We start from the raw sequence: 22172 nt of genomic DNA, 5'->3' as shown, positions 1-22172 counted from the left end.
TTACGCGTCATCGCGTATGTACAGCTATGCACACCTATGTGCTACTAGGACGACTCTACTGGTGAGCCGGGACCGGCTCGGGCAGGGGTTCGGGGGTGCGCCCCGCGAGGCGCTCGCGCCAGGCGGCCAGTACGGCGGCGTCGGTCGGCTTGGTGGACAGCGACACCACCACGTAGGCGGCGAGCGAGGACAGCAGCCCGTAGTAGACCGGCTCGTTCGCCAGGATGCCGTACGTCGCCATCAGGCCGATGACCGCGAGGCCGCCGACGGCGACGGAGGCGAGCGCGCCGGCCGCCGTACCGCGCTTCCACAGCAGCCCGCCGAGGATCGGCACGAGCAGACCGCCGACGAGCAGGTTGTACGCGACGGTCAGCGCCTCGACGACGTTGTTGAGCGCGATCGCCGTACAGATCACCGCGACGCCCATGATCAGGATGAAGGCACGGTTGCCCTTGACCTCGTCGTGCTCCTCGCCGTCGCGCTTGACCACCCCGCGCAGCTTCGCCCAGATGTCGTTGTTGGCGACGGTGGCGCAGGCGATGAGCGCACCGGAGGAGGTGGACATGACGGCCGCGAGCGCCGCGGCGAGCACCAACCCGCGGACGCCGACCGGAAGTTCGTCCTTGACGATGGTCGCGAAGGCGGTGTCGGCGCTGGGCAGCTTCGGGTAGAGCACCTTGGCCGCCGTACCGATGACGGCGCCGGCGAGGGCGTACACCAGGCAGTAGGTACCCGCGACGGTGCCGCCCCACTTGGCCGTCTTGTCGCTGCGGGCGGTGAAGACGCGCTGCCAGATGTCCTGGCCGATCAGCATGCCGAACGTGTAGATCAGCACGTACGTGAAGATCGTCTCGCCGCCGATGCCCAGCGGGTCGAAGTACTCGGTGGGCAGCTTGGCCTTCATCTCGCTGAACCCGCCGGCCTTGATGACGGCGATGGGGAGCAGAAGCAGCAGCACACCGATCGTCTTGACGACGAACTGCACCATGTCGGTCAGCGTGATCGACCACATGCCGCCGAGCGTCGAGTACGCGACGACGATCGAACCGCCGAGGATGATCGCGAGCGTCCGGTTCATGTCGAAGAGGACGTCGAAGATCGTGGCGTACGCGATGGTCGAGGTGACCGCGAGCATGAGGGTGTACGCCCACATGACGACGCCGGAGATGACACCGGCCCGGCCGCCGTAGCGGAGGTCCAGCATCTCAGAGACGGTGTAGACCTTCAGGCGGGCGATGCGGGCGGAGAAGAACACCGAGAGGGCGAGGAGCCCGAGGCCGATGGTGAACACCATCCAGGCACCCGAGAGCCCGTACTGGTACCCCAGCCCGACGCCACCGATGGTGGACGCGCCACCGAGGACAATGGCGGCCATGGTCCCGGAGTACATGGCGGGTCCGAGCCGCCGCCCGGCCACGAGGAACTCGCTCTTGGACTTGGCGCGGCGCATGCCCCACCAGCCCATGGCCAGCATGCCGGCCAGATAGACGACGATCACTGTGTAGTCGACGGCCATGTGGGGCCCTCCTTCGCGCACTCTCGGTGGCGTGTCGTGCAGATGGAACCGGGGACGCGGCGGGGAGCGTTGTCCGGCCGAGAGGCCGGCAGTGGATCGCTTCCAGCCGGGAGGCCGGCAGCGGATCGCGGGGACATACGCCCGTACCCGCGGCTGCCGACGGCACTGACCCTAGGTGGCCGGAAAGAGACTCTGAAGTGTACGTTTCATCCACTGTCGCTGAACCGGATGGAGGGAACGTCCACCATGCCGGACACACACAACCCACCCGCCCCACCTGTCCCCCCGACCCCACCCATCCCGCTTTCCGCTCTCCTGGCCCGGGAGGACCTGGGGCTGCGCCAGATCGCGGGCCCGTCGGACCCGGACACGGTGATCCACTGGGCGCACACGTCGGAGATGGCCGACCCGTACCCGTATCTGCTGGGCGGCGAGCTGCTCCTGACCGCCGGGGTCCACATCCCCGAGGCGGCGGGCTCGGGCACCTATTTCGACGACTATGTGTCGCGGATCGTCGCCGCGGGCGGCGCGGCCCTCGGCTTCGGCCTGGCCCCCGTCCACGACACGGTCCCACGCGCGCTGGTCGCGGCCTGCGACGCGTACGGCCTCCCCCTCCTGGAGGTCCCGCCCCAGACCACCTTCTCCGGTGTGGCCCGCGCGGTCTGGCAGCTCATGGCCCAGGCCCGCCTGGCGGAACTGCGCCGGGTGACGGAGGCCCAGCAGAGCCTGGCGGCGGCCGCGGCCCGCCCGGACCCGGTACCGGCGGTGCTGCGACAGCTGGCCCAGCGGGTGGGGGGCTGGACGGTGCTGTACGGGCCGGACGGGGTCGAGCTGGCCGGGGCGGGAAGGGTGGCGAAGGCGGCCCCGCCCGGGAGTACCCCCGTGGCGCGGGCGCTCGCCGAGCTGGCCGCCGTAGTGCGACCCGGGGAAGGGAGAACCGCTCCCTCGTCGGCCACCGACACCGTCGGCGGTGTCCATCTCGCCGCCTACGCCCTCGGGGCCGGGCAGGGCTTCGTGCTCGGCGTCGGGTCTGCGCACCGTGAACCCGGGGACCACACCATCGCCTCCGTCGCGGCGGTCCTGCTCTCACTGCTCACCGGGGAGCACCAGAGCGGGAGTGGGGCGGCGCGACTCGCCGCGCTCGTACGGGTGCTGCTCGGGGCCTCCCCCGAGGACGTGGCGCCGCTCCTCGGGAGCGAGCGGTGGTTCGTCGTGCACGCGCGCCCCGCCGGGGACGGCCCCGCACCCGACGCCGTCGCCACGTCCGCGCTGGGGGCGGCGCTGGGTTCCGCGCTGGTCGACGCGGGCGGCGACGTCGTACGGGTCCTCGTGCCCGGCGACCGTGAGCCCACCGCGCAGGCGGGCTGGGCGTGCGGGGTCAGCGCGCCGGCCGGCCCGCACGAGTGGGCGGCCGCCGACACGCAGGCGGCCCGCGCCCTGGCCCGCGCCCGGGCGACCCGGGCGCCGCTGGTCCGCCACGGCGAGCGCCCCGCCCTCGCGGACCTCGTCCCCCCGGCCGACGCCGAGACCCACGCCCGCGCCCTCCTCGCCCCCATCGCCGCCACCCCCGCCCTCACCGAAACCCTCCGCACCTGGCTCTCCCTGCACGGCAGTTGGGACCGCACAGCCGTGGCCCTCTCCGTCCACCGCAACACCGTCCGCCAACGCATCGCCCGGTGCGCGACGTTGCTGGGGGCGGACCTCGACGACCCTGATGTACGGATGGAGTTGTGGTTCGCGTTGCGGGTGGGGTGATGGGGGGAGGGAGGGGGCGTGGGACGTGGGGCGAGAGGCCGCCGGCTCGCCGGACCGCGAGGCCGGCTTTCCAACTGACCGGGTCAGGCGGGTGGGTGGGAAGCACCGTCGCGGAGCGGCGGGGCGCGCCCGCACCAGCCGGCGGTAGCAAGGGATCCCGGGCCCGGGGCAGGCACCGTCGCGAAGCGGCGGGGAGCGCCCGCGCCGGGCGGCGGTGACAGGGCACCCGGGGACCACCCGGCGCCGTACCGCCGAGTGACCCGTGTCCCACGGTTCAGGACACCGGCCCGAGGATCGGAGCGCACCGGCACAATGGGGGGCATGCCGATACCCGGGACCCCCAGCCGCGCCGAGCTCGTCGACCACCTCGTAAAGACCCGTATCGCGGGCGACGTGGCCACGCCCCGCGAGAACAACCTCTCCCACTACCGCAAGCTCGCGAACGGCGACCGCAATTTCTGGCTCGGCCTGGAGCTCGGTGACCGCTGGACCGACGAGCAGGACGTACTCGCGGTGATGGCGGAGCGATGCGGCGTGAGCGACGACCCGGAGTACCGGTACGGGCAGGACACCATCGACCCGGAGCTGACGGTGGACGCCCTGGAGCGTGCCGCGGCCCGGCTGCGCAAGGCGGCGGACGGCGAACAGCGGGTGCTGTTCGCCACCGGCCACCCCGGCGGCCTCCTCGACGTGCACCGCGCCACCGCCGCAGCCCTGCGCGCCGCAGGCTGCGAGATCGTCGTCATCCCGGACGGGCTGCAGACGGACGAGGGGTACGTCTTCCAGTTCGCGGACGTCGCGGTCCTGGAGCACGGCGCGACGCTGTGGCACACCCACTCGGGTGAGCCGATGCGCGCGATCCTCACCGGGCTGGAGCGCGAGGGCCGCCCGCTGCCCGACCTGGTCGTCGCGGACCACGGCTGGGCGGGCTGCGCCGGCCAGCTCGGCCTCGACTCCATCGGCTACGCCGACTGCAACGACCCCGCCCTGTTCCTCGCCGAGGCCGAGGGCACGGTCCAGGTGACGATCCCCCTGGACGACCACGTCAAGAGCCCCCGGTACTACGACCCGATGACGACGTACCTGCTCACGGCGGCGGGACTCGCGTAAGTCCCGCACGTCCGGCCCAGGTCCGGTCCCCAGTCCGGTCCGAGTCCCCCAAGGTCCCCTCCAAATCCCGTCCAAGTCCCTTCTAGAGCCCGGCGATCGACGCGGGGGCACGCTCCACGCGGGCGAGCCCCCGGATCACGTCCACCGCTCCGTGTCGGCGCACCGCCAGCCGGGCGAGCAGTTCGACCACGGGCGCGGTCACGTGCTCGGGGAACTCCGGGGTCGGCAGACCCACGCTGTACGCCAAGTCATCGGCGTGGACGACGAGTTCCATCAGCCGGGTGAGCAGGAAGTCGTCGAGGTCGAGGGACCAGTCGCCCCAGGACCGCATCCGGATGGGGCGCCCCGCGGGCACCTCGGGCAGTTCGGTCCCCAGTCGCGCGACCGCTTCCCGCACGCGCGCCACGAGCGCCTCGGGCCCGTCCTCCGCCGTAGCCTCCCCGCCGCGCCGGATACGGATGTTGACCGCGCCGTCGACTCCGGCGTCCAGCCAGGTCACCCTCTCCAGGTAGTACTCCCGCAGGGACACCACCGGCTCCGTCGGCACCGGCTCCGCCAGCAGCTCCGGCAGGGCGAGCTCCTGCCAGGCGACATGCCCCGCCAGTCCCCCGACGCCGAAGTCCCGCAGCGCGCTGGGCTTCTCCCAGGCGGCCGCGACGGCGGGCTCGGCGACCAGCTCGGCCACCGTCCCGGCCGCCTCCAGGAAGGCCTCCCGGATCCGTCCCCCGCGCCAGTTCCACGACTCTTCCGTACGGCTCATACCGCCCCCTCGGGTCCGAAACGCTCCGACACGTGAGGCGGCCGATCCTCGCACCCGCACCGGCGCCCGGCCCAGATCCCATCCCGCACAACTGGACCACGGGCCCACGAGACCACAGGCCACGAGACCTCGGGACCTCGGGAAACCACGGAATCACCGAACCACCTCAACCGGCCTTCAGGGCCAGGGATTCAGCCCCTCCGTCCGCCGCTGCGCAAACCCCGGCGTCGGATCCAGATACACCCGGCTCACCGCGGGAAACGCCTCCCGCAGCCGCTGTTCCGCCTGCTCGCAGGCCCATTCGATCTGGGCCGCGGTCGACACGTCCCTGAAGTCGACCTTGGCCGCGACCAGCGCCTCCCGCGGCCCCTGCACCAGCTGCGATCCCCAGATTGGCGACGGCGGCGACGATCACCGTGAAGGTGCTCTCGCCGCCGCCGTTCTGCTCCGCTGCTTCAGCCATGCATCAGTCTTACCTGGGGATCCGGACCACGCCCTCCTGGATCACCGAAATGGCCAGCCGGCCGTCCTGCGTGTAGATGCGGGCCTGGCCGAGCCCGCGTCCGCCCGACGCGGACGGCGACTCCTGGTCGTACAGCAGCCATTCGTCGGCGCGGAACGGGCGGTGGAACCACATCGCGTGGTCCAGCGAAGCCCCGACGACGTCGCCGGTCACCCAGCCGCCGCGCCCGTGCGCGAGCAGGATGGAGTCCAGCAGCGTCATGTCGGAGACGTACGTGGCGAGAACGACGTGCAGGAGCGGGTCGTCGACCAGCTTGCCGTTCGTGCGGAACCACACCTGGGAGCGCGGCTCGCGGACCTCGCCGACGGTGCCATACGGCGGCGCGTCGACGTAGCGCAGGTCGACGGACTCACGGGCCTCCAGGAGGCGCGCCGGGACGACCGGGTCCGAGAAGACGTCGGCGTACAGCGGCAGCAGCTCGGCGGCCGTGGGCAGCGTCTCCGGGTCCGGTGCGGGCGGCATCTCGGCCTGGTGCTCCATGCCCTCCTCGTACGTCTGGAAGGACGCGGAGAGATGGAAGATCGGCTGTCCGTGCTGGATTCCGACCACCCGGCGCGTGGTGAAGGAACGGCCGTCGCGGATGCGGTCCACCGAGTACACGATGGGCGCGCCGGGATCCCCCGCACGCAGGAAGTACGCGTGCAGGGAGTGCGCCAACCGGTCCTCGGGGACCGTGCGCCCCGCGGCGACCAGTGCCTGCGCCGCCACCTGTCCGCCGAAGACTCGGGGGACGACGGCGGAGCGGGACTGGCCGCGGAAGATGTCCTGCTCGATCCGCTCCAGGTCGAGCAGATCGAGCAGGGACTGAAGTGCCTGACTCATGACGTCAGTTGTATCGTGAACTTTTTTCGCGGACCTTACAGGCCCATGTCCTTGGCGATGATCGTCTTCATGATCTCGCTGGTGCCGCCGTAGATGCGGTTGACGCGGTTGTCCGCGTACAGGCGGGCGATCGGGTACTCGTTCATGAAGCCGTAGCCGCCGTGCAGCTGGAGGCAGCGGTCGATGACGCGGTGCGCGACCTCGGTGCAGAACAGCTTGGCGCTGGCGGCCTCGGCCGGGGTCAGCTCGCCCGCGTCGAGGGCCTCCAGGGCGCGGTCGGCGACCGCCTCGGCGGCGTCCACCTCGGCCTGGCAGGCGGCCAGCTCGAACTTGGTGTTCTGGAAGGCTGCGACGGGCTTGCCGAAGACGGCGCGCTCCTGGACGTACTCCTTGGCGAACCGGACGGCCGCCTTGGCCTGCGCGTAGGCGCCGAAGGCGATGCCCCAGCGCTCGGAGGCGAGGTTGTGGCCGAGGTAGTAGAAGCCCTTGTTCTCCTCGCCGAGGAGGTCCTCGACCGGCACCTTGACGTCGACGAACGCGAGCTCGGCGGTGTCGGAGGTCTTCAGGCCGAGCTTGTCCAGCTTGCGGCCGATGGAGTAGCCCTCGGACTTGGTGTCCACGGCGAAGAGGGAGATGCCGAAGCGGCGGTCCTCGGCGCTGGGCGCGGACGTACGGGCGCAGACGATCACGCGGTCGGCGTGGACGCCGCCGGTGATGAAGGTCTTGGCGCCGTTGAGGACGTAGTGCGTGCCGTCCTCGGAGAGCTTCGCGGTGGTCTTCATGCCCGCGAGGTCGGAGCCGGTGCCCGGCTCGGTCATCGCGAGGGCCCACATCTCCTCACCGGAGACGAACTTCGGCAGGAAGCGCTTCTTCTGCTCGTCGTCGGCGAGCATCTTTATGTACGGCAGGCCGAGCAGCACGTGCACGCCGGAGCCGCCGAACTGGACGCCCGCGCGGGCCGTCTCCTCGTACATCACGGCCTCGAACTTGTACGAGTCGATGCCGGCGCCGCCGAACTCCTCGTCGACACGGATGCCGAAGATGCCGAGCTCGGCGAGCTTGTAGTAGAAGTCGCGCGGCGCCTGGCCCGCGGCGAACCACTCGTCGTAGACGGGGACGACCTCGGCCTCGATGAAGGCCCGGAGGGTCTCCCGGAACGCCTCGTGGTCCTCGTTGAACACAGTACGGCGCACCGCCGCCACCTCCACCTGGGGTTTCTGTCTAAGCGCTTGCTCAGATGCCAGGTTACCCGTCGGTCACGACGGTCGTCCAGAGCAACCAGTGCGAGACGCTCGTCACGCCCGCCCCAGCCAGGAGGACACTTCAGACTCCCGCCGCCGCGAACGCCCCCCGCGCCATCCGGTGCAGCAGCTCCGCCGTGCCCGCCCGCCCCGGCAGCGATCCCGGCCGTCCCAGGTGCGGCGTCGAGTTCAGCAGCCCGAAGACCGAGTGCACCGCCGAGCGGGCGGCCGGCTCGGCCAGCGCGGGGTAGACCTCGCGCACGACCTCCACCCACAGCTCGACGTACTGCCGCTGGAGCTGGCGTACGAGCTTGCGGTCACTGTCCCGGAGGCGGTCCAGCTCGCGGTCGTGCAGGGTGATCAGGGGGCGGTCGTCGAGCGCGAAGTCGATGTGCCCCTCGATGAGCGAGTCGAGGAGCGCCTCGGGGTTCCCGTCGGTCTCCGCCACCCGGCGCTTGCCCCCCGTCAGCAGCTGCCCGCTGATCCCCACCAGCAACTCGGCGAGCATCGCGTCCTTGCCGGCGAAGTGCCGGTACAGACCGGGGCCGCTGATGCCGACGGCCGCTCCTATCTCGTCCACGCCGACACCGTGGAAGCCACGCTCGGCGAAGAGCCGCGCGGCCTCCTTGAGGATCTGCTCGCGGCGGGTGGGGGCGTCGGTTCTGGTGGCCATGAAAGCAATTCTAGACAGGGAGGTTAGCGGTCGTTAACCTGAAGGAAATGCGTTAACGCTCATTAACTGGTGGACCACTGGTGAGGGGACCGCAGGATGCAAGAGGCACCGGAGCTGACGAGCGCGGCAGACCCCGCGTCGGAGGCCTGGCGGGCCAACGAGGCGGCGCACCGCGCGCTGGGCGAGGAGCTGCGGCAGAAGCTGGCCGCGGCCCGGCTCGGCGGCGGTGAGCGGGCCCGGGAACGGCACACCGCGCGCGGGAAGCTGCTCCCGCGCGACCGCGTGGACACCCTCCTCGACCCCGGGTCGCCCTTCCTGGAGCTGGCGCCCCTCGCCGCCGACGGGATGTACGACGGGCAGGCCCCGGCCGCCGGCGTCATCGCCGGGATCGGCAGGGTCAGCGGGCGCGAGTGCGTGATCGTCGCCAATGACGCCACCGTCAAGGGCGGCACGTACTACCCGATGACGGTGAAGAAGCACCTGCGCGCCCAGGAGGTGGCCCTCGAGAACCGCCTCCCCTGTGTGTACCTCGTCGACTCCGGGGGCGCCTTCCTGCCGATGCAGGACGACGTCTTCCCCGACCGCGAGCACTTCGGGCGGATCTTCTACAACCAGGCACGGATGTCGGGCGCCGGCATCCCGCAGATCGCGGCCGTCCTCGGGTCCTGCACGGCGGGCGGCGCCTACGTCCCGGCCATGAGCGACGAGGCCGTGATCGTGCGCAACCAAGGCACGATCTTCCTCGGCGGCCCGCCCCTGGTGAAGGCCGCCACCGGCGAGGTCGTCACGGCCGAGGAACTGGGCGGCGGCGAGGTCCACGCGCGCGTGTCGGGTGTCACCGACCACCTGGCGGAGGACGACGCCCACGCGCTGCGGATCGTTCGGAACATCGCGGCCACGCTTCCCGCGCGCGGACCGCTGCCCTGGTCGGTCGAGCCGGCCGTCGAGCCGAAGGTGGACCCGTACGGGCTGTACGGGGCGGTGCCGGTCGACTCCCGCACCCCCTATGACGTACGCGAGGTCATCGCGCGCGTGGTCGACGGTTCACGCTTCGCCGAGTTCAAGGCGGAATTCGGGCAGACCCTGATCACCGGCTTCGCCCGGATCCACGGGCACCCGGTCGGGATCGTCGCCAACAACGGCATCCTGTTCTCCGAGTCCGCCCAGAAGGGCGCCCACTTCATCGAGCTGTGCGACCAGCGCGGCATCCCGCTGGTCTTCCTGCAGAACATCTCCGGGTTCATGGTCGGGCGCCAGTACGAGGCCGGTGGCATCGCCAAGCACGGCGCCAAGATGGTGACGGCCGTGGCATGCACGAGGGTCCCCAAACTCACGGTCGTGATCGGCGGCTCGTACGGCGCGGGCAACTACTCGATGTGCGGCCGGGCGTACTCGCCGCGCTTCCTGTGGATGTGGCCCAACGCCAAGATCTCCGTGATGGGCGGCGAGCAGGCCGCGTCGGTCCTCGCGACCGTCAAGCGCGACCAGTTGGAGGCACGCGGCGAGTCCTGGCCCCTCGAGGAGGAAGAGGCCTTCAAGGATCCGATCCGCGCACAGTACGAGCACCAGGGGAATGCCTACTACGCGACGGCCCGGCTCTGGGACGACGGCGTGATCGACCCGATGGAGACCCGGCAGGTGCTGGGTCTCGCCCTGACCGCCTGCGCCAACGCGCCCCTGGGTGACCCCCAGTTCGGCGTCTTCCGGATGTGAGGGACCTCTGACCATGTTCGACACCGTTCTTGTGGCCAACCGGGGAGAGATCGCGGTCCGGGTCATCCGTACGCTGCGATCGCTGGGCGTGCGCTCCGTGGCCGTCTTCTCCGACGCCGATGCGGACGCCCGTCATGTGCGCGAGGCGGACACGGCGGTACGGATCGGCCCGGCGCCGGCCGCCGAGAGCTATCTGTCCGTGGAGCGGCTCCTGGAGGCGGCGGCGCGGACCGGAGCCCAGGCCGTGCACCCGGGCTACGGCTTCCTCGCGGAGAACGCGTCCTTCGCGCGCGCCTGCGCCGACGCGGGGCTCGTCTTCATCGGGCCTCCCGCCGAGGCGATCTCCCTGATGGGCGACAAGATCCGCGCCAAGGAGACGGTGCAGGCGGCCGGGGTCCCCGTGGTGCCCGGTTCGAGCGGCAGCGGGCTCACCGACGCGGAGTTGGCCGACGCGGCCCGGGAGATCGGCATGCCGGTGCTGCTGAAGCCCTCGGCGGGCGGCGGCGGCAAGGGCATGCGACTCGTGCGGGACACGGCGTCGCTCGCCGACGAGATCGCCGCCGCCCGCCGCGAGGCCCGCGCCTCCTTCGGCGACGACACCCTGCTCGTCGAGCGCTGGATCGACCGCCCCCGGCACATCGAGATCCAGATCCTGGCGGACGGCCACGGCAATGTCGTACACCTGGGCGAGCGCGAGTGCTCCCTCCAGCGGCGCCATCAGAAGATCATCGAGGAGGCGCCGAGCGTGCTCCTCGACGCCGACACGCGCACCGCGATGGGCGAGGCGGCGGTCCAGGCGGCCCGCTCCTGCGGCTACCGGGGCGCGGGCACGGTGGAGTTCATCGTGCCGGGCGGCGATCCGTCGTCGTACTACTTCATGGAGATGAACACCCGCCTCCAGGTGGAGCACCCGGTCACCGAGCTGATCACGGGCATCGACCTGGTGGAGTGGCAGCTCCGCGTGGCGGCGGGCGAGCAGCTGCCGTACGGGCAGCAGGACATCAGGCTCACGGGGCATGCCGTGGAGGCACGCGTCTGCGCCGAGGACCCCGCGCGCGGATTCCTCCCCTCCGGCGGCACGGTGCTCGCACTGCACGAGCCGGGGGGCGACGGCGTGCGCACCGACTCGGGGCTGAGCGAGGGCACGGAGGTCGGTTCGCTCTACGACCCGATGCTCTCCAAGGTCATCGCGTACGGCCCCGATCGCGCGACCGCGCTGCGCAAGCTCCGGGCGGCCCTCGCGGACACGGTCACGCTGGGAGTGCAGACGAACGCGGGCTTCCTGCGGCGGCTGCTGGCCCATCCGGCAGTGGTGGCGGGCGAGTTGGACACGGGGCTGGTGGAGCGCGAGGCGGACTCCCTGGTCGCCGGCGACGTACCGGACGAGGTGTACGAGGCCGCGGCCGCCGTACGGCTCGAAGCGCTGCGGCCCCGGGGCGAGGGCTGGACCGACCCCTTCTCCGCGCCGAGCGGTTGGCGGCTCGGGGGCGAACCCAAGCCGGTGGGCTTCCATCTGCGGGTACTCGACCCCGTGGAGTACACCCCTCGCGGCACCCACACCGTCACCACCGACCAGGTCTCCGTGACCCTGGACGGCGTACGCCACACCTTCCACCGCGCCGCCGACTGGCTCGGCAGGGACGGCGACGCCTGGCACGTGCGCGACCACGACCCCGTGGCCGCCTCCCTCACCGGCGCCGCGCACGCCGGAGCAGACTCGCTCACCGCCCCCATGCCCGGCACGGTGACCGTCGTGAAGGTCGCCGTGGGCGATGAAGTGGCCGCCGGACAGAGCCTGCTGGTGGTCGAGGCGATGAAGATGGAGCACGTCATCTCCGCGCCGCACGCCGGGACCGTCAGCGAGCTGGACGTCACCCCGGGCACGACCGTCGCCATGGACCAGGTGCTGGCCGTGATCGCACCGCATGAGGAGGCGGAATGACCGTTCAGGGACTGCCCATGGCCGTACCGGCCCAGGACCTGCCCGCCCGGGTGCGGATCCACGAGGTCGGCGCGCGCGACGGGCTGCAGAACGAGAAGGCGACGGTGCCGACCGAGGTCAAGGCGGAGTTCGTCCGGCGCCTCGCCGACGCGGGCCTGACCACGATCGAGGCCACCAGCTTCGTGCACCCCAAGTGGGTGCCCCAACTGGCGGACGCGGAGCAGCTGTTCCCGCTGGTCAGCGACCTGCCGGGGGTACACCTGCCGGTCCTCGTGCCGAACGAGCGAGGACTCGACCGCGCCCTCGCCCTCGGCGCCCGCCGCGTCGCCGTCTTCGCCAGCGCGACGGAGTCCTTCGCGAAGGCCAACCTCAACCGATCCGTCGACGAGGCGCTGGCCATGTTCGAACCGGTGGTGGCACGGGCCAAGGCGGACAAGGTGCACGTCCGCGGCTACCTCTCCATGTGCTTCGGCGATCCCTGGGAGGGCGCCGTCCCCATCCATCAGGTCGTCCGCGTCTGCAAGTCCCTGATGGACATGGGCTGCGACGAGCTGAGCCTCGGCGACACGATCGGTGTGGCGACGCCGGGCCATGTCCAGAGCCTGCTCGCCGAGCTCAACGAGGAAGGCGTGCCGACCAGCGCCCTCGGCGTGCACTTCCACGACACATACGGCCAGGCGCTCGCCAACACCCTGGCCGCGCTCCAGCACGGCGTCACGACCGTCGACGCCTCCGCGGGCGGCCTCGGCGGCTGCCCGTACGCGAAGTCCGCGACCGGCAACCTCGCCACCGAAGACCTCGTATGGATGCTCCAGGGCCTCGGTATCGACACCGGGGTCGACCTCGGCCGCCTCACCGCCACAAGCGTGTGGATGGCCGGACAACTGGGCCGACCCAGCCCGTCCCGCACCGTCAAAGCCCTCTCCCACCAGGAGTGATCCCCATGTCCCTCGATCACCGCCTCTCCCCAGAACTCGAAGAACTCCGCCGTACGGTCGAGGAGTTCGCGCACGACGTCGTGGCGCCGAAGATCGGCGACTTCTACGAGCGGCACGAGTTCCCGTACGAGATCGTGCGGGAGATGGGCCGCATGGGCCTGTTCGGGCTGCCGTTCCCGGAGGAGTACGGCGGCATGGGCGGCGACTATCTCGCCCTCGGCATCGCCCTGGAGGAGCTCGCCCGAGTGGACTCCTCCGTGGCCATCACCCTGGAGGCGGGCGTCTCGCTCGGCGCCATGCCGATCCACCTCTTCGGCACCGAGGAGCAGAAGCGCGAGTGGCTCCCCCGGCTCTGCTCCGGCGAGATCCTCGGCGCCTTCGGGCTGACCGAGCCGGACGGCGGCTCGGACGCGGGCGCGACGCGTACGACGGCTCGTCTCGACCCCGAGACGGACGAGTGGGTGATCAACGGCAGCAAGTGCTTCATCACCAACTCCGGTACGGACATCACGGGTCTGGTGACGGTCACTGCGGTCACCGGCCGCACACCCGACGGGAAGCCGCAGATCTCCGCGATCATCGTGCCGTCCGGCACCCCGGGCTTCACGGTCGCGGCGCCGTACTCGAAGGTGGGCTGGAACGCGTCCGACACCCGCGAGCTGTCCTTCTCCGACGTGCGCGTCCCGGCCGCCAACCTGCTCGGCGAGGAGGGCCGCGGATACGCCCAGTTCCTGCGGATCCTCGACGAGGGCCGGATCGCCATCGCTGCGCTGGCGACGGGTCTGGCGCAGGGCTGTGTCGACGAGTCGGTGAAGTACGCCAAGGAGCGGCACGCGTTCGGGCGGCCGATCGGTGCGAACCAGGCGATCCAGTTCAAGATCGCCGACATGGAGATGAAGGCCCACACGGCCCGCCTGGCGTGGCGCGACGCCGCGTCCCGCCTGGTGAGCGGGGAGCCCTTCAAGAAGGAGGCCGCCCTCGCCAAGCTGTACTCGTCCACGATCGCCGTCGACAACGCCCGCGACGCCACCCAGGTCCACGGCGGCTACGGCTTCATGAACGAGTACCCCGTCGCCCGCATGTGGCGCGACTCCAAGATCCTGGAGATCGGCGAGGGCACGAGCGAGGTCCAGCGGATGCTGATCGCACGGGAGTTGGGGCTGGTGGGCTGACCTCCGCCGCCCACCCGAGCAAGGCCTGATCGGCCAGGGACACATCGACCGGTCCGCGCCCCTGCGGGTGCGGACCGGCACTCCGGCGGTCCGGCGTGCCGGCGCAGACCGTCCGCCGGGCCGTCAGGTCTGGTCGGAGCGCAGCCAGTCCCTGCAGTAGTTCAGCTCGGTGTCGCCCTCGAAGGTGGCGACCTCGATTCCGACGTCGTACATGCCCGCGGAGTAGCCGGCCGTGGTGCTCAGAGTCAGGCTCTCGCCGTATCCCGAATAATTGTGGTGCCACGGCCAGGGGGTGAGCACCCCGCCGCCGTCGTTCTTGGCGATCAGGCGGATGGCCACGTGGTGGCCGTCCGCCTTGGCGTCGTACACGGACAGGATGACGCCGAGGCTCGTCGCACCGCTGACCCAGCCGTTGATCGTGCCGGCGCCCGACGCCGACGAGGTGTCGCAGTACAGCGTGTACGAAGTCGCCGACGCCGGCCCGGCCGACATCCCCACCGTCAGCGCCGCCCCCGCAACCGCGACGGCAAGCCCCTTCTTGGATCTGCCCATGATTCCCTCCGTTGCCCAATGTCCCGTCAACTCGACCTGGGGCCAAGTGTGTTGATCGGAACACTAAGGAGAGAAAAGGGTGATCCACAACGGATATGGATCATCACTCGCAGGTGACACATGTCATGCCCGCAACATATTGATCACCCCGGCACATCCCCGTCCCCTGGACAGGAGATGAGGTTAGGCTAACCTATCTTCGAACTTGTCCGGCGGGCGTTCCTGCCCCGTGCCGAAAGCAGTCACACTCATGCCCAACGCCCGTGCCACCCACCTCACTCGTCGCGGCATCCTCGCCGCGGGCGGCGCCCTCGGCCTCGGTGCCGTCCTCGCCGCCTGTGGCGACGACAAAGACTCGAAAAACGGTGGCGCGGACTCCACGAAGGCCGCCGAGAAGTCCGGCCCCTGGACCTTCGAGGACGACCGTGGCACGACGGTGAAGACGGACAGGATCCCGGCGAACATCGTCGCCTTCACGGGTGTCGCCGCCGCGCTCTACGACTACGGCATCGAGGTCAAGGGCGTCTTCGGCCCGACCAGGACCAAGGACGGCAAGGCCGATGTCCAGGCCGGCGACATGGACATCAGCAAGGTGACGATCCTCGGCAACGAGTGGGGCCAGTTCAACATCGAGAAGTACGCCGGCCTCGCCCCCGAGGTCCTCATCTCGACGATGTTCGACGCCGCCGGCACCCTCTGGTACGTCCCCGCGGAGTCCAAGGCCAAGATCCTCAAGCTGGCCCCGAGCGTCGGCATCTCCGTCTACGACGTGCAGATGCCCAAGCCGCTGGAGCGCATGCTCGCGCTCGCCGAGTCGCTCGGCGCCGATGTGAAGTCCGCGAAGATCACCGAGGCGAAGAAGAAGTTCGAGACGGCCGCCGAGCGTCTGCGCAAGGCCGCCAAGTCCCGCCCGGAGATCAAGGTCCTGGCCGGCTCCGCGAGCCAGGACATCTTCTACGTCTCCGGCTCCAACCTCTCCATCGACCTGGAGTACTTCAAGGCGCTCGGCGTGAACATCGTCGAGCCGTCCGCGAAGGCCCTGAAGGCCAGCGGCGGCTGGTTCGAGAACCTGAGCTGGGAGAACGTCGACAAGTACCCGGCCGACATCATCATCATGGACGACCGCTCCTCGACCATCCAGCCGGCCGACATCACCGAGGCCACCTGGAAGAAGCTGCCCGCCGTCAAGGCCGGACAGGTCATCGCGCGCACGCCCGAGCCGATCCTGTCCTACGACAAGTGCACCCCGATCCTCGACAACCTCGCCGAGGCCATCGAGAAGGCCAAGAAGGTCGCCTGACACCCCCTGCCGTGACCCCCTGACGATGACTCAGGAGCACTTATGACGACGGCCGTAGCCGCCCCGTTCCGTTTCTTCACCCTCCAGGTCGTACGGACGAGGCGGCTCGGCCCGTCTCTGGTCCGGGTGACCTTCGCCGGCCCCGATCTGCACGCGTTCCACTCCGCCGGACGCGACCAGAGTCTGTCGCTCTTCCTGCCGCACCCGGGCCAGCCCGAGCCCGTCATCCCCATCGAACGGGGCGACAACTGGTGGCAGGGCTGGCGCGAACTCCCCGACGACGTACGGGCGGTGATGCGCTCGTACACCCTGCGCGCCCTGCGGCGGAACCCCGACGAGATCGACATCGACTTCGCGCTGCACGGCGTGGAGCCGGGGGCAGTGACACCCGCGGGGCCCGCGTCGCTCTGGGCATCCCGAGCGGCCGCCGGCGACCGCGTCGTCCTGCTCGGCCCGGCGATCGAGGACAACAGGGCGATCCGCTTCCGCCCGCCCGAGGACACCGACCTCGTCGTCATCTGGGGCGACGAGACCGCCGTGCCCGCCGCTTCGGCCATCCTCGAATCACTGCCGGCGGACACCCGCGTCCGCGCCTGGCTGGAGGTCCATCACGCCGGCGACATCCAGGACCTGGTGACCTCGGCCGACGCCGAGATCACCTGGCTCGTACGCGGCGACGTCCCCCACCGCCTTGACGGCGTGGGAGATGCCCCCACCCTCATGGCCGTCGACGCCGTGCGAGCCGCCCGACTTCCCCCCGCCGAGGCGCCGTACGCCTGGATCGCGGGCGAGTCCGGTCAGGTGAAGGAGTTGCGCCGCCATCTCGTGCGCGAGCGCGGGATCGACCGCAGGCGCGTCACCTTCGTCGGCTACTGGCGGCGCGGGCTCAGCGAGGAGCAACTGCGCGAAACAGAGTGAGCTGTACCGGCTGGAGCGCCCCGGAGGCGAACGACCAAAAAAAAGGGGGGCGTGACGGCGGTCACGGGAGGGGCGGGTTTCGGGGTCAACAACTTAGGTTAGGCTAACCTAAGTTGAAGGCTCCTGTCCCGCACGGACTGTCCCCACCGGAGGACCCCCACATGCGCTCGCACCTGCTCAATGACACGACCGCGGATCGGTACCGCCGCTCCGTGACCGAAGGAATCGAGCGGGTGGCGGCCAAACTCGCCACCACCGACCGTCCGTTCACCGGCGTCACGGTCGACACCCTCGCTCCCCGCATCGAGCAGATCGACCTGGACCGCCCGCTGCACGACACCACGGCGGTCCTCGACGAGCTGGAGGAGGTCTACCTCCGGGACGCGATCTACTTCCACCACCCGCGCTATCTCGCGCACCTCAACTGCCCGGTCGTCATCCCGGCCGTGCTCGGCGAAGCCGTCCTCTCCGCCGTCAACTCCTCGCTGGACACCTGGGACCAGTCGGCCGGCGGCACCCTCATCGAGCGCAAGCTCATCGACTGGACCAACGAACGCATCGGCCTGGGCCCGGTGGCCGACGGTGTGTTCACCAGCGGCGGCAGCCAGTCCAACCTCCAGGCGCTGCTGCTGGCCCGCGAGGAGGCCAAGCCCGTGCGGACAGGGTGGGAAGGGGCAGCCGATCTCGGCACACTACGGATCTTCGCCTCCGAGGTCAGCCACTTCAGTGTCAAGAAGTCGGCCAAACTCCTCGGCCTGAGCGCGGACTCCGTCGTCTCGATCCCCGTCGACCACGACCAGCGCCTGCAGACGGTCGCCCTCGCCCACGAACTGGAGCGCTGCGAGCGCGACGGCCTGGTCCCCATGGCCGTCGTCGCCACCGCGGGCACCACCGACTTCGGCTCCATCGACCCCCTGCCCGAAATCGCCGAGCTGTGCGCCCAGTTCGGTGCCTGGATGCACGTGGACGCGGCATACGGCTGCGGACTGCTCACCTCCCTGAAGAACCGGGACCGCCTGGGCGGCATCGAGCGCGCCGACTCCGTCACCGTCGACTACCACAAGTCCTTCTTCCAGCCGGTCAGTTCGTCCGCCGTGCTCGTCCGGGACGCCTCCACCCTGCGCCACGCGACCTACCACGCGGAGTACCTGAACCCCCTCCGCATGGTCCAGGAGCGCATCCCCAACCAGGTCGACAAGTCCCTGCAGACCACCCGCCGCTTCGACGCGCTCAAGCTGTGGATGACGCTGCGCGTGATGGGCGCCGACGGCATCGGCGAACTCTTCGACGAGGTCTGCGACCTGGCGGCGGAGGGCTGGAAGCTGCTGGCCGCCGACCCGCGCTACGACGTCGTGGTCGAGCCGTCCCTCTCCACCCTGGTCTTCCGCTACATCCCGGCCGCCATCACCGACCCGGCCGAGATCGACCGCGCCAACCTGTACGCCCGCAAGGCCCTGTTCGCCTCCGGTGACGCCGTCGTGGCGGGCACCAAGGTCGGCGGGCGCCACTACCTGAAGTTCACCCTGCTCAACCCCGAGACCACGACGGACGACATCGCCGCCGTGCTCGATCTGATCGCCGGCCATGCCGAGCAGTACCTGGGAGAGTCCCTTGACCGCGCTTCCTGAAGCCTCGAACAAGACCTACGACTTCGTGGGGATCGGGCTCGGGCCCTTCAACCTCGGCCTCGCCTGCCTCACCGAGCCCATCGCCGAACTCGACGGCGTCTTCCTGGACTCGAAGCCGGACTTCGAGTGGCATGCGGGCATGTTCCTCGACGGGGCCCACCTCCAGACCCCGTTCATGTCGGACCTGGTCACCCTGGCCGACCCGACGTCGCCGTACTCCTTCCTCAACTACCTGAAGGAGAAGGGCCGACTGTACTCGTTCTACATCCGCGAGAACTTCTACCCGCTGCGGGTCGAGTACGACGACTACTGCCGCTGGGCCGCCAACGGACTCACCAACGTCCGCTTCGGCACGACGGTGACCGAAGTGACGTACGAGGACGAGGACGATCTCTACCTCGTACGGACCGAGGCCGGCGAAACGTTTCGCGCCCGCCACCTGGTCCTCGGCACCGGCACCCCACCGTACCTCCCCGAGGCCTGCGCGGGCCTGGGCGGCGACTTCATCCACAACTCCCGCTACATGCGGCACAAGACGGAGTTGCAGCGCAAGGAGTCGATCACGCTGGTCGGCAGCGGCCAGTCCGCCGCCGAGATCTACTACGACCTGCTCAGCGAGATCGACGTCCACGGCTATCGGCTGAACTGGGTCACCCGCTCGCCGCGCTTCTTCCCGCTGGAGTACACGAAACTCACGCTGGAGATGACCTCCCCGGAGTACATCGACTACTACCACGCGCTGCCGGAGCAGACCCGCTACCGCCTCACGGCCCAGCAGAAGGGCCTGTTCAAGGGCATCGACGGCGACCTGATCAATGAGATCTTCGACCTGCTCTACCAGAAGAACCTCGGCGGCCCGGTTCCCACCCGTCTGCTCACCAACTCCTCGCTGAACACTGTCATTTACCGGGACGGGGTCTATGAGCTGGGCCTGCGTCAGGAGGAGCAGGAGAAGGACTACGAGCTGCGCTCCGAGGGCCTGATCCTCGCCACCGGCTACAAGTACGCCGAGCCGGAGTTCCTCAAGCCCGTCCAGGACCGGCTGCGCCACGACTCACAGGGCAACTTCGACATCGCCCGCAACTACTCGATCGACACCACGGGCCGGGGCGTCTTCCTCCAGAACGCCGGCGTCCACACGCACAGCATCACGTCCCCGGACCTCGGCATGGGCGCGTACCGCAACGCGTACATCATCCGAGAGCTGCTCGGCACCGAGTACTACCCCGTCGAGAAGACGATCGCGTTCCAGGAGTTCGCCGCATGAGCACCACGAGCCGTATGAACAGCGCCATCGGCACCTTCACCATCCGCCCGCTCGACCCCACCGAGGACGCGGAGCTGCTGCACGGCTGGGTCACCCACCCCAAGGCCGCCTTCTGGATGATGCAGGAGGCCGAACTGCACGACGTGGAGCGCGCGTACATGGCCATCGCGGCCAGTGAGTACCACGACGCGTTCCTCGGGCTGCTGGACGGTGAGCCCGTCTTCCTCATGGAGCGCTACGACCCGGCGCACGTCGAGCTCGTCGGCCTCTACGAGCCGGAACCCGGCGACGTCGGCATGCACTTCCTCGTCGCGCCGAGCGACACGCCCGTGCACGGGTTCACCCGGGCCGTGATCACCGCCGTGATGGAGCACCTGTTCGCCGACCCGGCGACCGCGCGCGTCGTCGTCGAGCCCGACGTACGCAACAAGGCCGTGCACGCCCTCAACGAAGCCGTCGGCTTCCTGCCCGAGCGCGAGATCCAGAAGCCGGAGAAGAAGGCGCTGCTGAGCTTCTGCACCCGGGAGCAGTTCGAGAAGGCGGTGCCCGCGTGAGCCTCGCCGACGCCGTCGCCCACCTCTCCCCCGAACGCTGGGCCCGCGCCAACCGCCTCCTGATACGCAAGGCGCTCGCCGAGTTCACCCACGAGCGGCTCATCACGCCGGAGAGCCTCCCGGACGGCCGCTACGAGGTCCGCAGCGACGACGGTCTCACCCGCTACCGCTTCACCGCCCGCCTCCGCTCCCTCGACCACTGGCAGGTCGACGCCGAGTCGATCACCCGGCACCGCGACGGCGGCGAACTGCCGCTCGCCGCGCTCGACTTCTTCATCGAGCTGAAGAAGTCCCTCGGACTGAGCGACGAGGTCCTGCCGGTCTACCTGGAGGAGATCTCCTCCACGCTCTCGGGCACCTGCTTCAAGCTCACCAAGCCGCAGATCCCGGTCGGCGAACTGGTTCGATCGGGCTTCCAGGCCATCGAGACCGGTATGACCGAGGGCCACCCCTGCTTCGTCGCCAACAACGGGCGGCTCGGCTTCGGGGTGCACGAGTACCTCTCGTACGCGCCCGAGACCGCGAGCCCGGTCCGCCTGGTCTGGCTGGCCGCACACCGCTCGCGGGCCGCGTTCACGGCGGGCGTGGGGATCGACTACGAGTCCTTCGTGCGCGAGGAGCTGGGCGAGCGGACGGTCGAGCGGTTCACCGGGACGCTCGCCGGTCAGGGCCTCCACCCCGAGGACTACCTCCTCATCCCCGTCCACCCCTGGCAGTGGTGGAACAAGCTCTCCGTGACCTTCGCGGCCGAGGTCGCCCAGCGGCACCTCGTCTGCCTCGGCGAGGGCGACGACGAATATCTGGCCCAGCAGTCGATCCGGACGTTCTTCAACACGTCCCGCCCCGAGAAGCACTACGTCAAAACGGCGCTCTCCGTCCTCAACATGGGCTTCATGCGCGGTCTGTCCGCCGCCTACATGGAAGCGACCCCGGCGATCAACGACTGGCTGGCGCAACTCGTCGAGAACGACCCGGTGTTGAAGTCGACCGGCCTGTCGGTCATCCGCGAGCGTGCCGCGGTCGGCTACCGCCACCTGGAGTACGAGGCCGCCACGGACCGCTACTCCCCGTACCGCAAAATGCTCGCCGCCCTGTGGCGCGAGAGCCCGGTGCCCTTGCTCCAGGAGGGCGAGACCCTGGCGACCATGGCGTCCCTCGCGCACGTCGACCACGACGGCGCGTCCTTCGCGGGCGCGCTGATCGAACAGTCGGGGCTGACGCCGGTGGAGTGGCTGCGCCGCTATCTGCGCGCCTACTTCACGCCGCTGCTGCACAGCTTCTACGCGTACGACCTCGTCTACATGCCGCACGGCGAGAACGTCATCCTGGTCCTCAAGGACGGCGCCGTACAGCGCGCGATCTACAAGGACATCGCCGAGGAGATCGCGGTCATGGACCCGCAGGCGGTACTGCCGCCCGCGGTCGAGCGGATCCGCGTCGAGGTGCCCGAGGACAAGAAGCTCCTGTCCATCTTCACGGACGTCTTCGACTGCTTCTTCCGCTTCCTCGCCGCGAACCTCGCCGACGAGGGCATCCTCGACGAGGACGACTTCTGGCGGACGGTCGCCGCGTCCGTGCGCGAGTACCAGGACGCGACGCCCGAACTCGCCGACAAATTCCAGCAGTACGACATGTTCGCGCCCGAGTTCGCGCTGTCCTGCCTCAACCGCCTCCAGTTGCGCGACAACAGGCAAATGGTGGACCTGGCGGATCCGTCGGGCGCGCTGCAACTGGTCGGCAACCTGAAGAACCCGATCGCGAGTCTCTGAAGCCGGGTGGGGCTCAGGA

18 protein-coding genes and 1 pseudogene are annotated in these 22172 nt (G+C 70.0%); 12 read left to right on the top strand and 7 right to left on the bottom strand.

What is annotated here, in order from left to right:
- Positions 1–55 precede the first annotated feature (55 nt).
- Positions 56–1516, bottom strand: coding sequence for a sodium:solute symporter family protein (locus tag IEY95_RS06490; RefSeq protein ID WP_189184903.1), 1461 nt, complete (start codon positions 1514–1516; stop codon positions 56–58).
- Between the two features lie 228 nt (positions 1517–1744).
- Between IEY95_RS06490 and IEY95_RS06485 the strand changes: the two genes are divergently transcribed.
- Both IEY95_RS06485 and IEY95_RS06480 read left to right on the top strand, forming a co-directional pair.
- Positions 1745–3271 carry a PucR family transcriptional regulator gene (locus IEY95_RS06485; RefSeq protein ID WP_189184902.1) on the top strand — a complete coding sequence of 509 codons (1527 nt, stop codon included), beginning with the start codon at positions 1745–1747 and terminating at the stop codon, positions 3269–3271.
- Positions 3272–3592: 321 nt separating this feature from the next.
- Entirely contained in the window at positions 3593–4381 is a 789-nt protein-coding gene (locus IEY95_RS06480) for a phosphatase (RefSeq protein WP_189184901.1), read from the top strand.
- Positions 4382–4463: 82 nt separating this feature from the next.
- On the opposite strand, the gene IEY95_RS06475 is transcribed toward IEY95_RS06480, so the two are convergent.
- From IEY95_RS06475 to IEY95_RS06455, 5 genes and pseudogenes are all read right to left on the bottom strand, one after another.
- Positions 4464–5141 carry a maleylpyruvate isomerase N-terminal domain-containing protein gene (locus tag IEY95_RS06475; protein WP_189184900.1) on the bottom strand — a complete coding sequence of 226 codons (678 nt, stop codon included), beginning with the start codon at positions 5139–5141 and terminating at the stop codon, positions 4464–4466.
- Positions 5142–5318: 177 nt separating this feature from the next.
- Positions 5319–5519 (bottom strand): annotated as a pseudogene (locus IEY95_RS06470) (cation transporter); the annotation flags it as partial.
- Positions 5520–5613: 94 nt separating this feature from the next.
- Positions 5614–6486: an acyl-CoA thioesterase gene (locus IEY95_RS06465; protein ID WP_189184899.1), complete on the bottom strand. Its 873-nt coding sequence runs from the start codon at positions 6484–6486 to the stop codon at positions 5614–5616.
- A gap of 35 nt (positions 6487–6521) precedes the next feature.
- Entirely contained in the window at positions 6522–7679 is a 1158-nt protein-coding gene (locus IEY95_RS06460) for an acyl-CoA dehydrogenase family protein (RefSeq protein WP_189184898.1), read from the bottom strand.
- A gap of 130 nt (positions 7680–7809) precedes the next feature.
- Positions 7810–8400: an SACE_7040 family transcriptional regulator gene (locus tag IEY95_RS06455; RefSeq protein ID WP_189184897.1), complete on the bottom strand. Its 591-nt coding sequence runs from the start codon at positions 8398–8400 to the stop codon at positions 7810–7812.
- Between the two features lie 96 nt (positions 8401–8496).
- On the opposite strand from IEY95_RS06455, the gene IEY95_RS06450 reads away from it, so the two are divergent.
- Genes IEY95_RS06450 through IEY95_RS06435 form a run of 4 tightly spaced genes read left to right on the top strand, consistent with a single transcriptional unit; the run spans position 8497 to position 14165 of the window.
- Entirely contained in the window at positions 8497–10113 is a 1617-nt protein-coding gene (locus tag IEY95_RS06450; protein ID WP_189184896.1) for a carboxyl transferase domain-containing protein, read from the top strand.
- Between the two features lie 13 nt (positions 10114–10126).
- Positions 10127–12055, top strand: coding sequence for an acetyl/propionyl/methylcrotonyl-CoA carboxylase subunit alpha (locus tag IEY95_RS06445; RefSeq protein WP_189184895.1), 1929 nt, complete (start codon positions 10127–10129; stop codon positions 12053–12055).
- Positions 12052–12993, top strand: a complete 942-nt coding sequence (locus IEY95_RS06440; protein ID WP_189184894.1) for a hydroxymethylglutaryl-CoA lyase — start codon at positions 12052–12054, stop codon at positions 12991–12993. The genes IEY95_RS06445 and IEY95_RS06440 overlap by 4 nt, the downstream gene beginning before the upstream one ends.
- 5 nt (positions 12994–12998) lie before the next feature.
- The gene (locus tag IEY95_RS06435; RefSeq protein WP_189184893.1) at positions 12999–14165 is read left to right on the top strand and encodes an acyl-CoA dehydrogenase family protein; all 1167 of its coding nucleotides are present in this window, start codon (positions 12999–13001) and stop codon (positions 14163–14165) included.
- A 123-nt stretch (positions 14166–14288) separates the two neighbouring features.
- On the opposite strand, the gene IEY95_RS06430 is transcribed toward IEY95_RS06435, so the two are convergent.
- Complete coding sequence (locus tag IEY95_RS06430) at positions 14289–14717, bottom strand: hypothetical protein (RefSeq protein ID WP_189184892.1); 429 nt, start codon at positions 14715–14717, stop codon at positions 14289–14291.
- Positions 14718–14967: 250 nt separating this feature from the next.
- Here IEY95_RS06430 and IEY95_RS06425 point away from each other — a divergent pair, with 250 nt between their 5' ends.
- From IEY95_RS06425 to IEY95_RS06400, 6 genes are all read left to right on the top strand, one after another.
- Entirely contained in the window at positions 14968–16017 is a 1050-nt protein-coding gene (locus IEY95_RS06425; protein ID WP_189184891.1) for an ABC transporter substrate-binding protein, read from the top strand.
- A 42-nt stretch (positions 16018–16059) separates the two neighbouring features.
- Positions 16060–16935, top strand: a complete 876-nt coding sequence (locus IEY95_RS06420; protein WP_189184890.1) for a siderophore-interacting protein — start codon at positions 16060–16062, stop codon at positions 16933–16935.
- Between the two features lie 161 nt (positions 16936–17096).
- Positions 17097–18563: a lysine decarboxylase DesA gene (gene desA, locus IEY95_RS06415; RefSeq protein ID WP_189184889.1), complete on the top strand. Its 1467-nt coding sequence runs from the start codon at positions 17097–17099 to the stop codon at positions 18561–18563.
- A complete protein-coding gene (locus tag IEY95_RS06410; protein WP_189184888.1) occupies positions 18547–19830 on the top strand; it encodes a lysine N(6)-hydroxylase/L-ornithine N(5)-oxygenase family protein in 1284 nt (427 codons plus the stop codon). The genes desA and IEY95_RS06410 overlap by 17 nt, the downstream gene beginning before the upstream one ends.
- Positions 19827–20384: a GNAT family N-acetyltransferase gene (locus IEY95_RS06405; protein ID WP_189184887.1), complete on the top strand. Its 558-nt coding sequence runs from the start codon at positions 19827–19829 to the stop codon at positions 20382–20384. Before IEY95_RS06410 ends, IEY95_RS06405 begins: the two co-directional genes overlap by 4 nt.
- The gene (locus IEY95_RS06400) at positions 20381–22153 is read left to right on the top strand and encodes an IucA/IucC family protein (protein WP_189184886.1); all 1773 of its coding nucleotides are present in this window, start codon (positions 20381–20383) and stop codon (positions 22151–22153) included. The genes IEY95_RS06405 and IEY95_RS06400 overlap by 4 nt, the downstream gene beginning before the upstream one ends.
- The last annotated feature ends 19 nt before the right edge of the window (positions 22154–22172 follow it).

Source organism: Streptomyces albiflavescens (assembly GCF_014645835.1).
In the GTDB taxonomy this organism is placed as follows: domain Bacteria; phylum Actinomycetota; class Actinomycetes; order Streptomycetales; family Streptomycetaceae; genus Streptomyces; species Streptomyces albiflavescens.
This window is presented reverse-complemented; position numbering and strand designations above follow the sequence as displayed.

What these genes read in the sequence shown, in the direction of transcription:
- IEY95_RS06445 (WP_189184895.1), top strand. Translation starts at nt 10,127, where the DNA reads ATGTTCGACACCGTTCTTGTGGCCAACCGGGGAGAGATCGCGGTCCGG.
- IEY95_RS06465 (WP_189184899.1), bottom strand. Translation starts at nt 6,486, where the DNA reads ATGAGTCAGGCACTTCAGTCCCTGCTCGATCTGCTCGACCTGGAGCGG.
- desA (WP_189184889.1), top strand. Translation starts at nt 17,097, where the DNA reads ATGCGCTCGCACCTGCTCAATGACACGACCGCGGATCGGTACCGCCGC.
- IEY95_RS06425 (WP_189184891.1), top strand. Translation starts at nt 14,968, where the DNA reads ATGCCCAACGCCCGTGCCACCCACCTCACTCGTCGCGGCATCCTCGCC.
- IEY95_RS06480 (WP_189184901.1), top strand. Translation starts at nt 3,593, where the DNA reads ATGCCGATACCCGGGACCCCCAGCCGCGCCGAGCTCGTCGACCACCTC.
- IEY95_RS06450 (WP_189184896.1), top strand. Translation starts at nt 8,497, where the DNA reads ATGCAAGAGGCACCGGAGCTGACGAGCGCGGCAGACCCCGCGTCGGAG.
- IEY95_RS06435 (WP_189184893.1), top strand. Translation starts at nt 12,999, where the DNA reads ATGTCCCTCGATCACCGCCTCTCCCCAGAACTCGAAGAACTCCGCCGT.
- IEY95_RS06440 (WP_189184894.1), top strand. Translation starts at nt 12,052, where the DNA reads ATGACCGTTCAGGGACTGCCCATGGCCGTACCGGCCCAGGACCTGCCC.
- IEY95_RS06485 (WP_189184902.1), top strand. Translation starts at nt 1,745, where the DNA reads ATGGAGGGAACGTCCACCATGCCGGACACACACAACCCACCCGCCCCA.
- IEY95_RS06420 (WP_189184890.1), top strand. Translation starts at nt 16,060, where the DNA reads ATGACGACGGCCGTAGCCGCCCCGTTCCGTTTCTTCACCCTCCAGGTC.
- IEY95_RS06430 (WP_189184892.1), bottom strand. Translation starts at nt 14,717, where the DNA reads ATGGGCAGATCCAAGAAGGGGCTTGCCGTCGCGGTTGCGGGGGCGGCG.
- IEY95_RS06490 (WP_189184903.1), bottom strand. Translation starts at nt 1,516, where the DNA reads ATGGCCGTCGACTACACAGTGATCGTCGTCTATCTGGCCGGCATGCTG.
- IEY95_RS06405 (WP_189184887.1), top strand. Translation starts at nt 19,827, where the DNA reads ATGAGCACCACGAGCCGTATGAACAGCGCCATCGGCACCTTCACCATC.
- IEY95_RS06455 (WP_189184897.1), bottom strand. Translation starts at nt 8,400, where the DNA reads ATGGCCACCAGAACCGACGCCCCCACCCGCCGCGAGCAGATCCTCAAG.
- IEY95_RS06475 (WP_189184900.1), bottom strand. Translation starts at nt 5,141, where the DNA reads ATGAGCCGTACGGAAGAGTCGTGGAACTGGCGCGGGGGACGGATCCGG.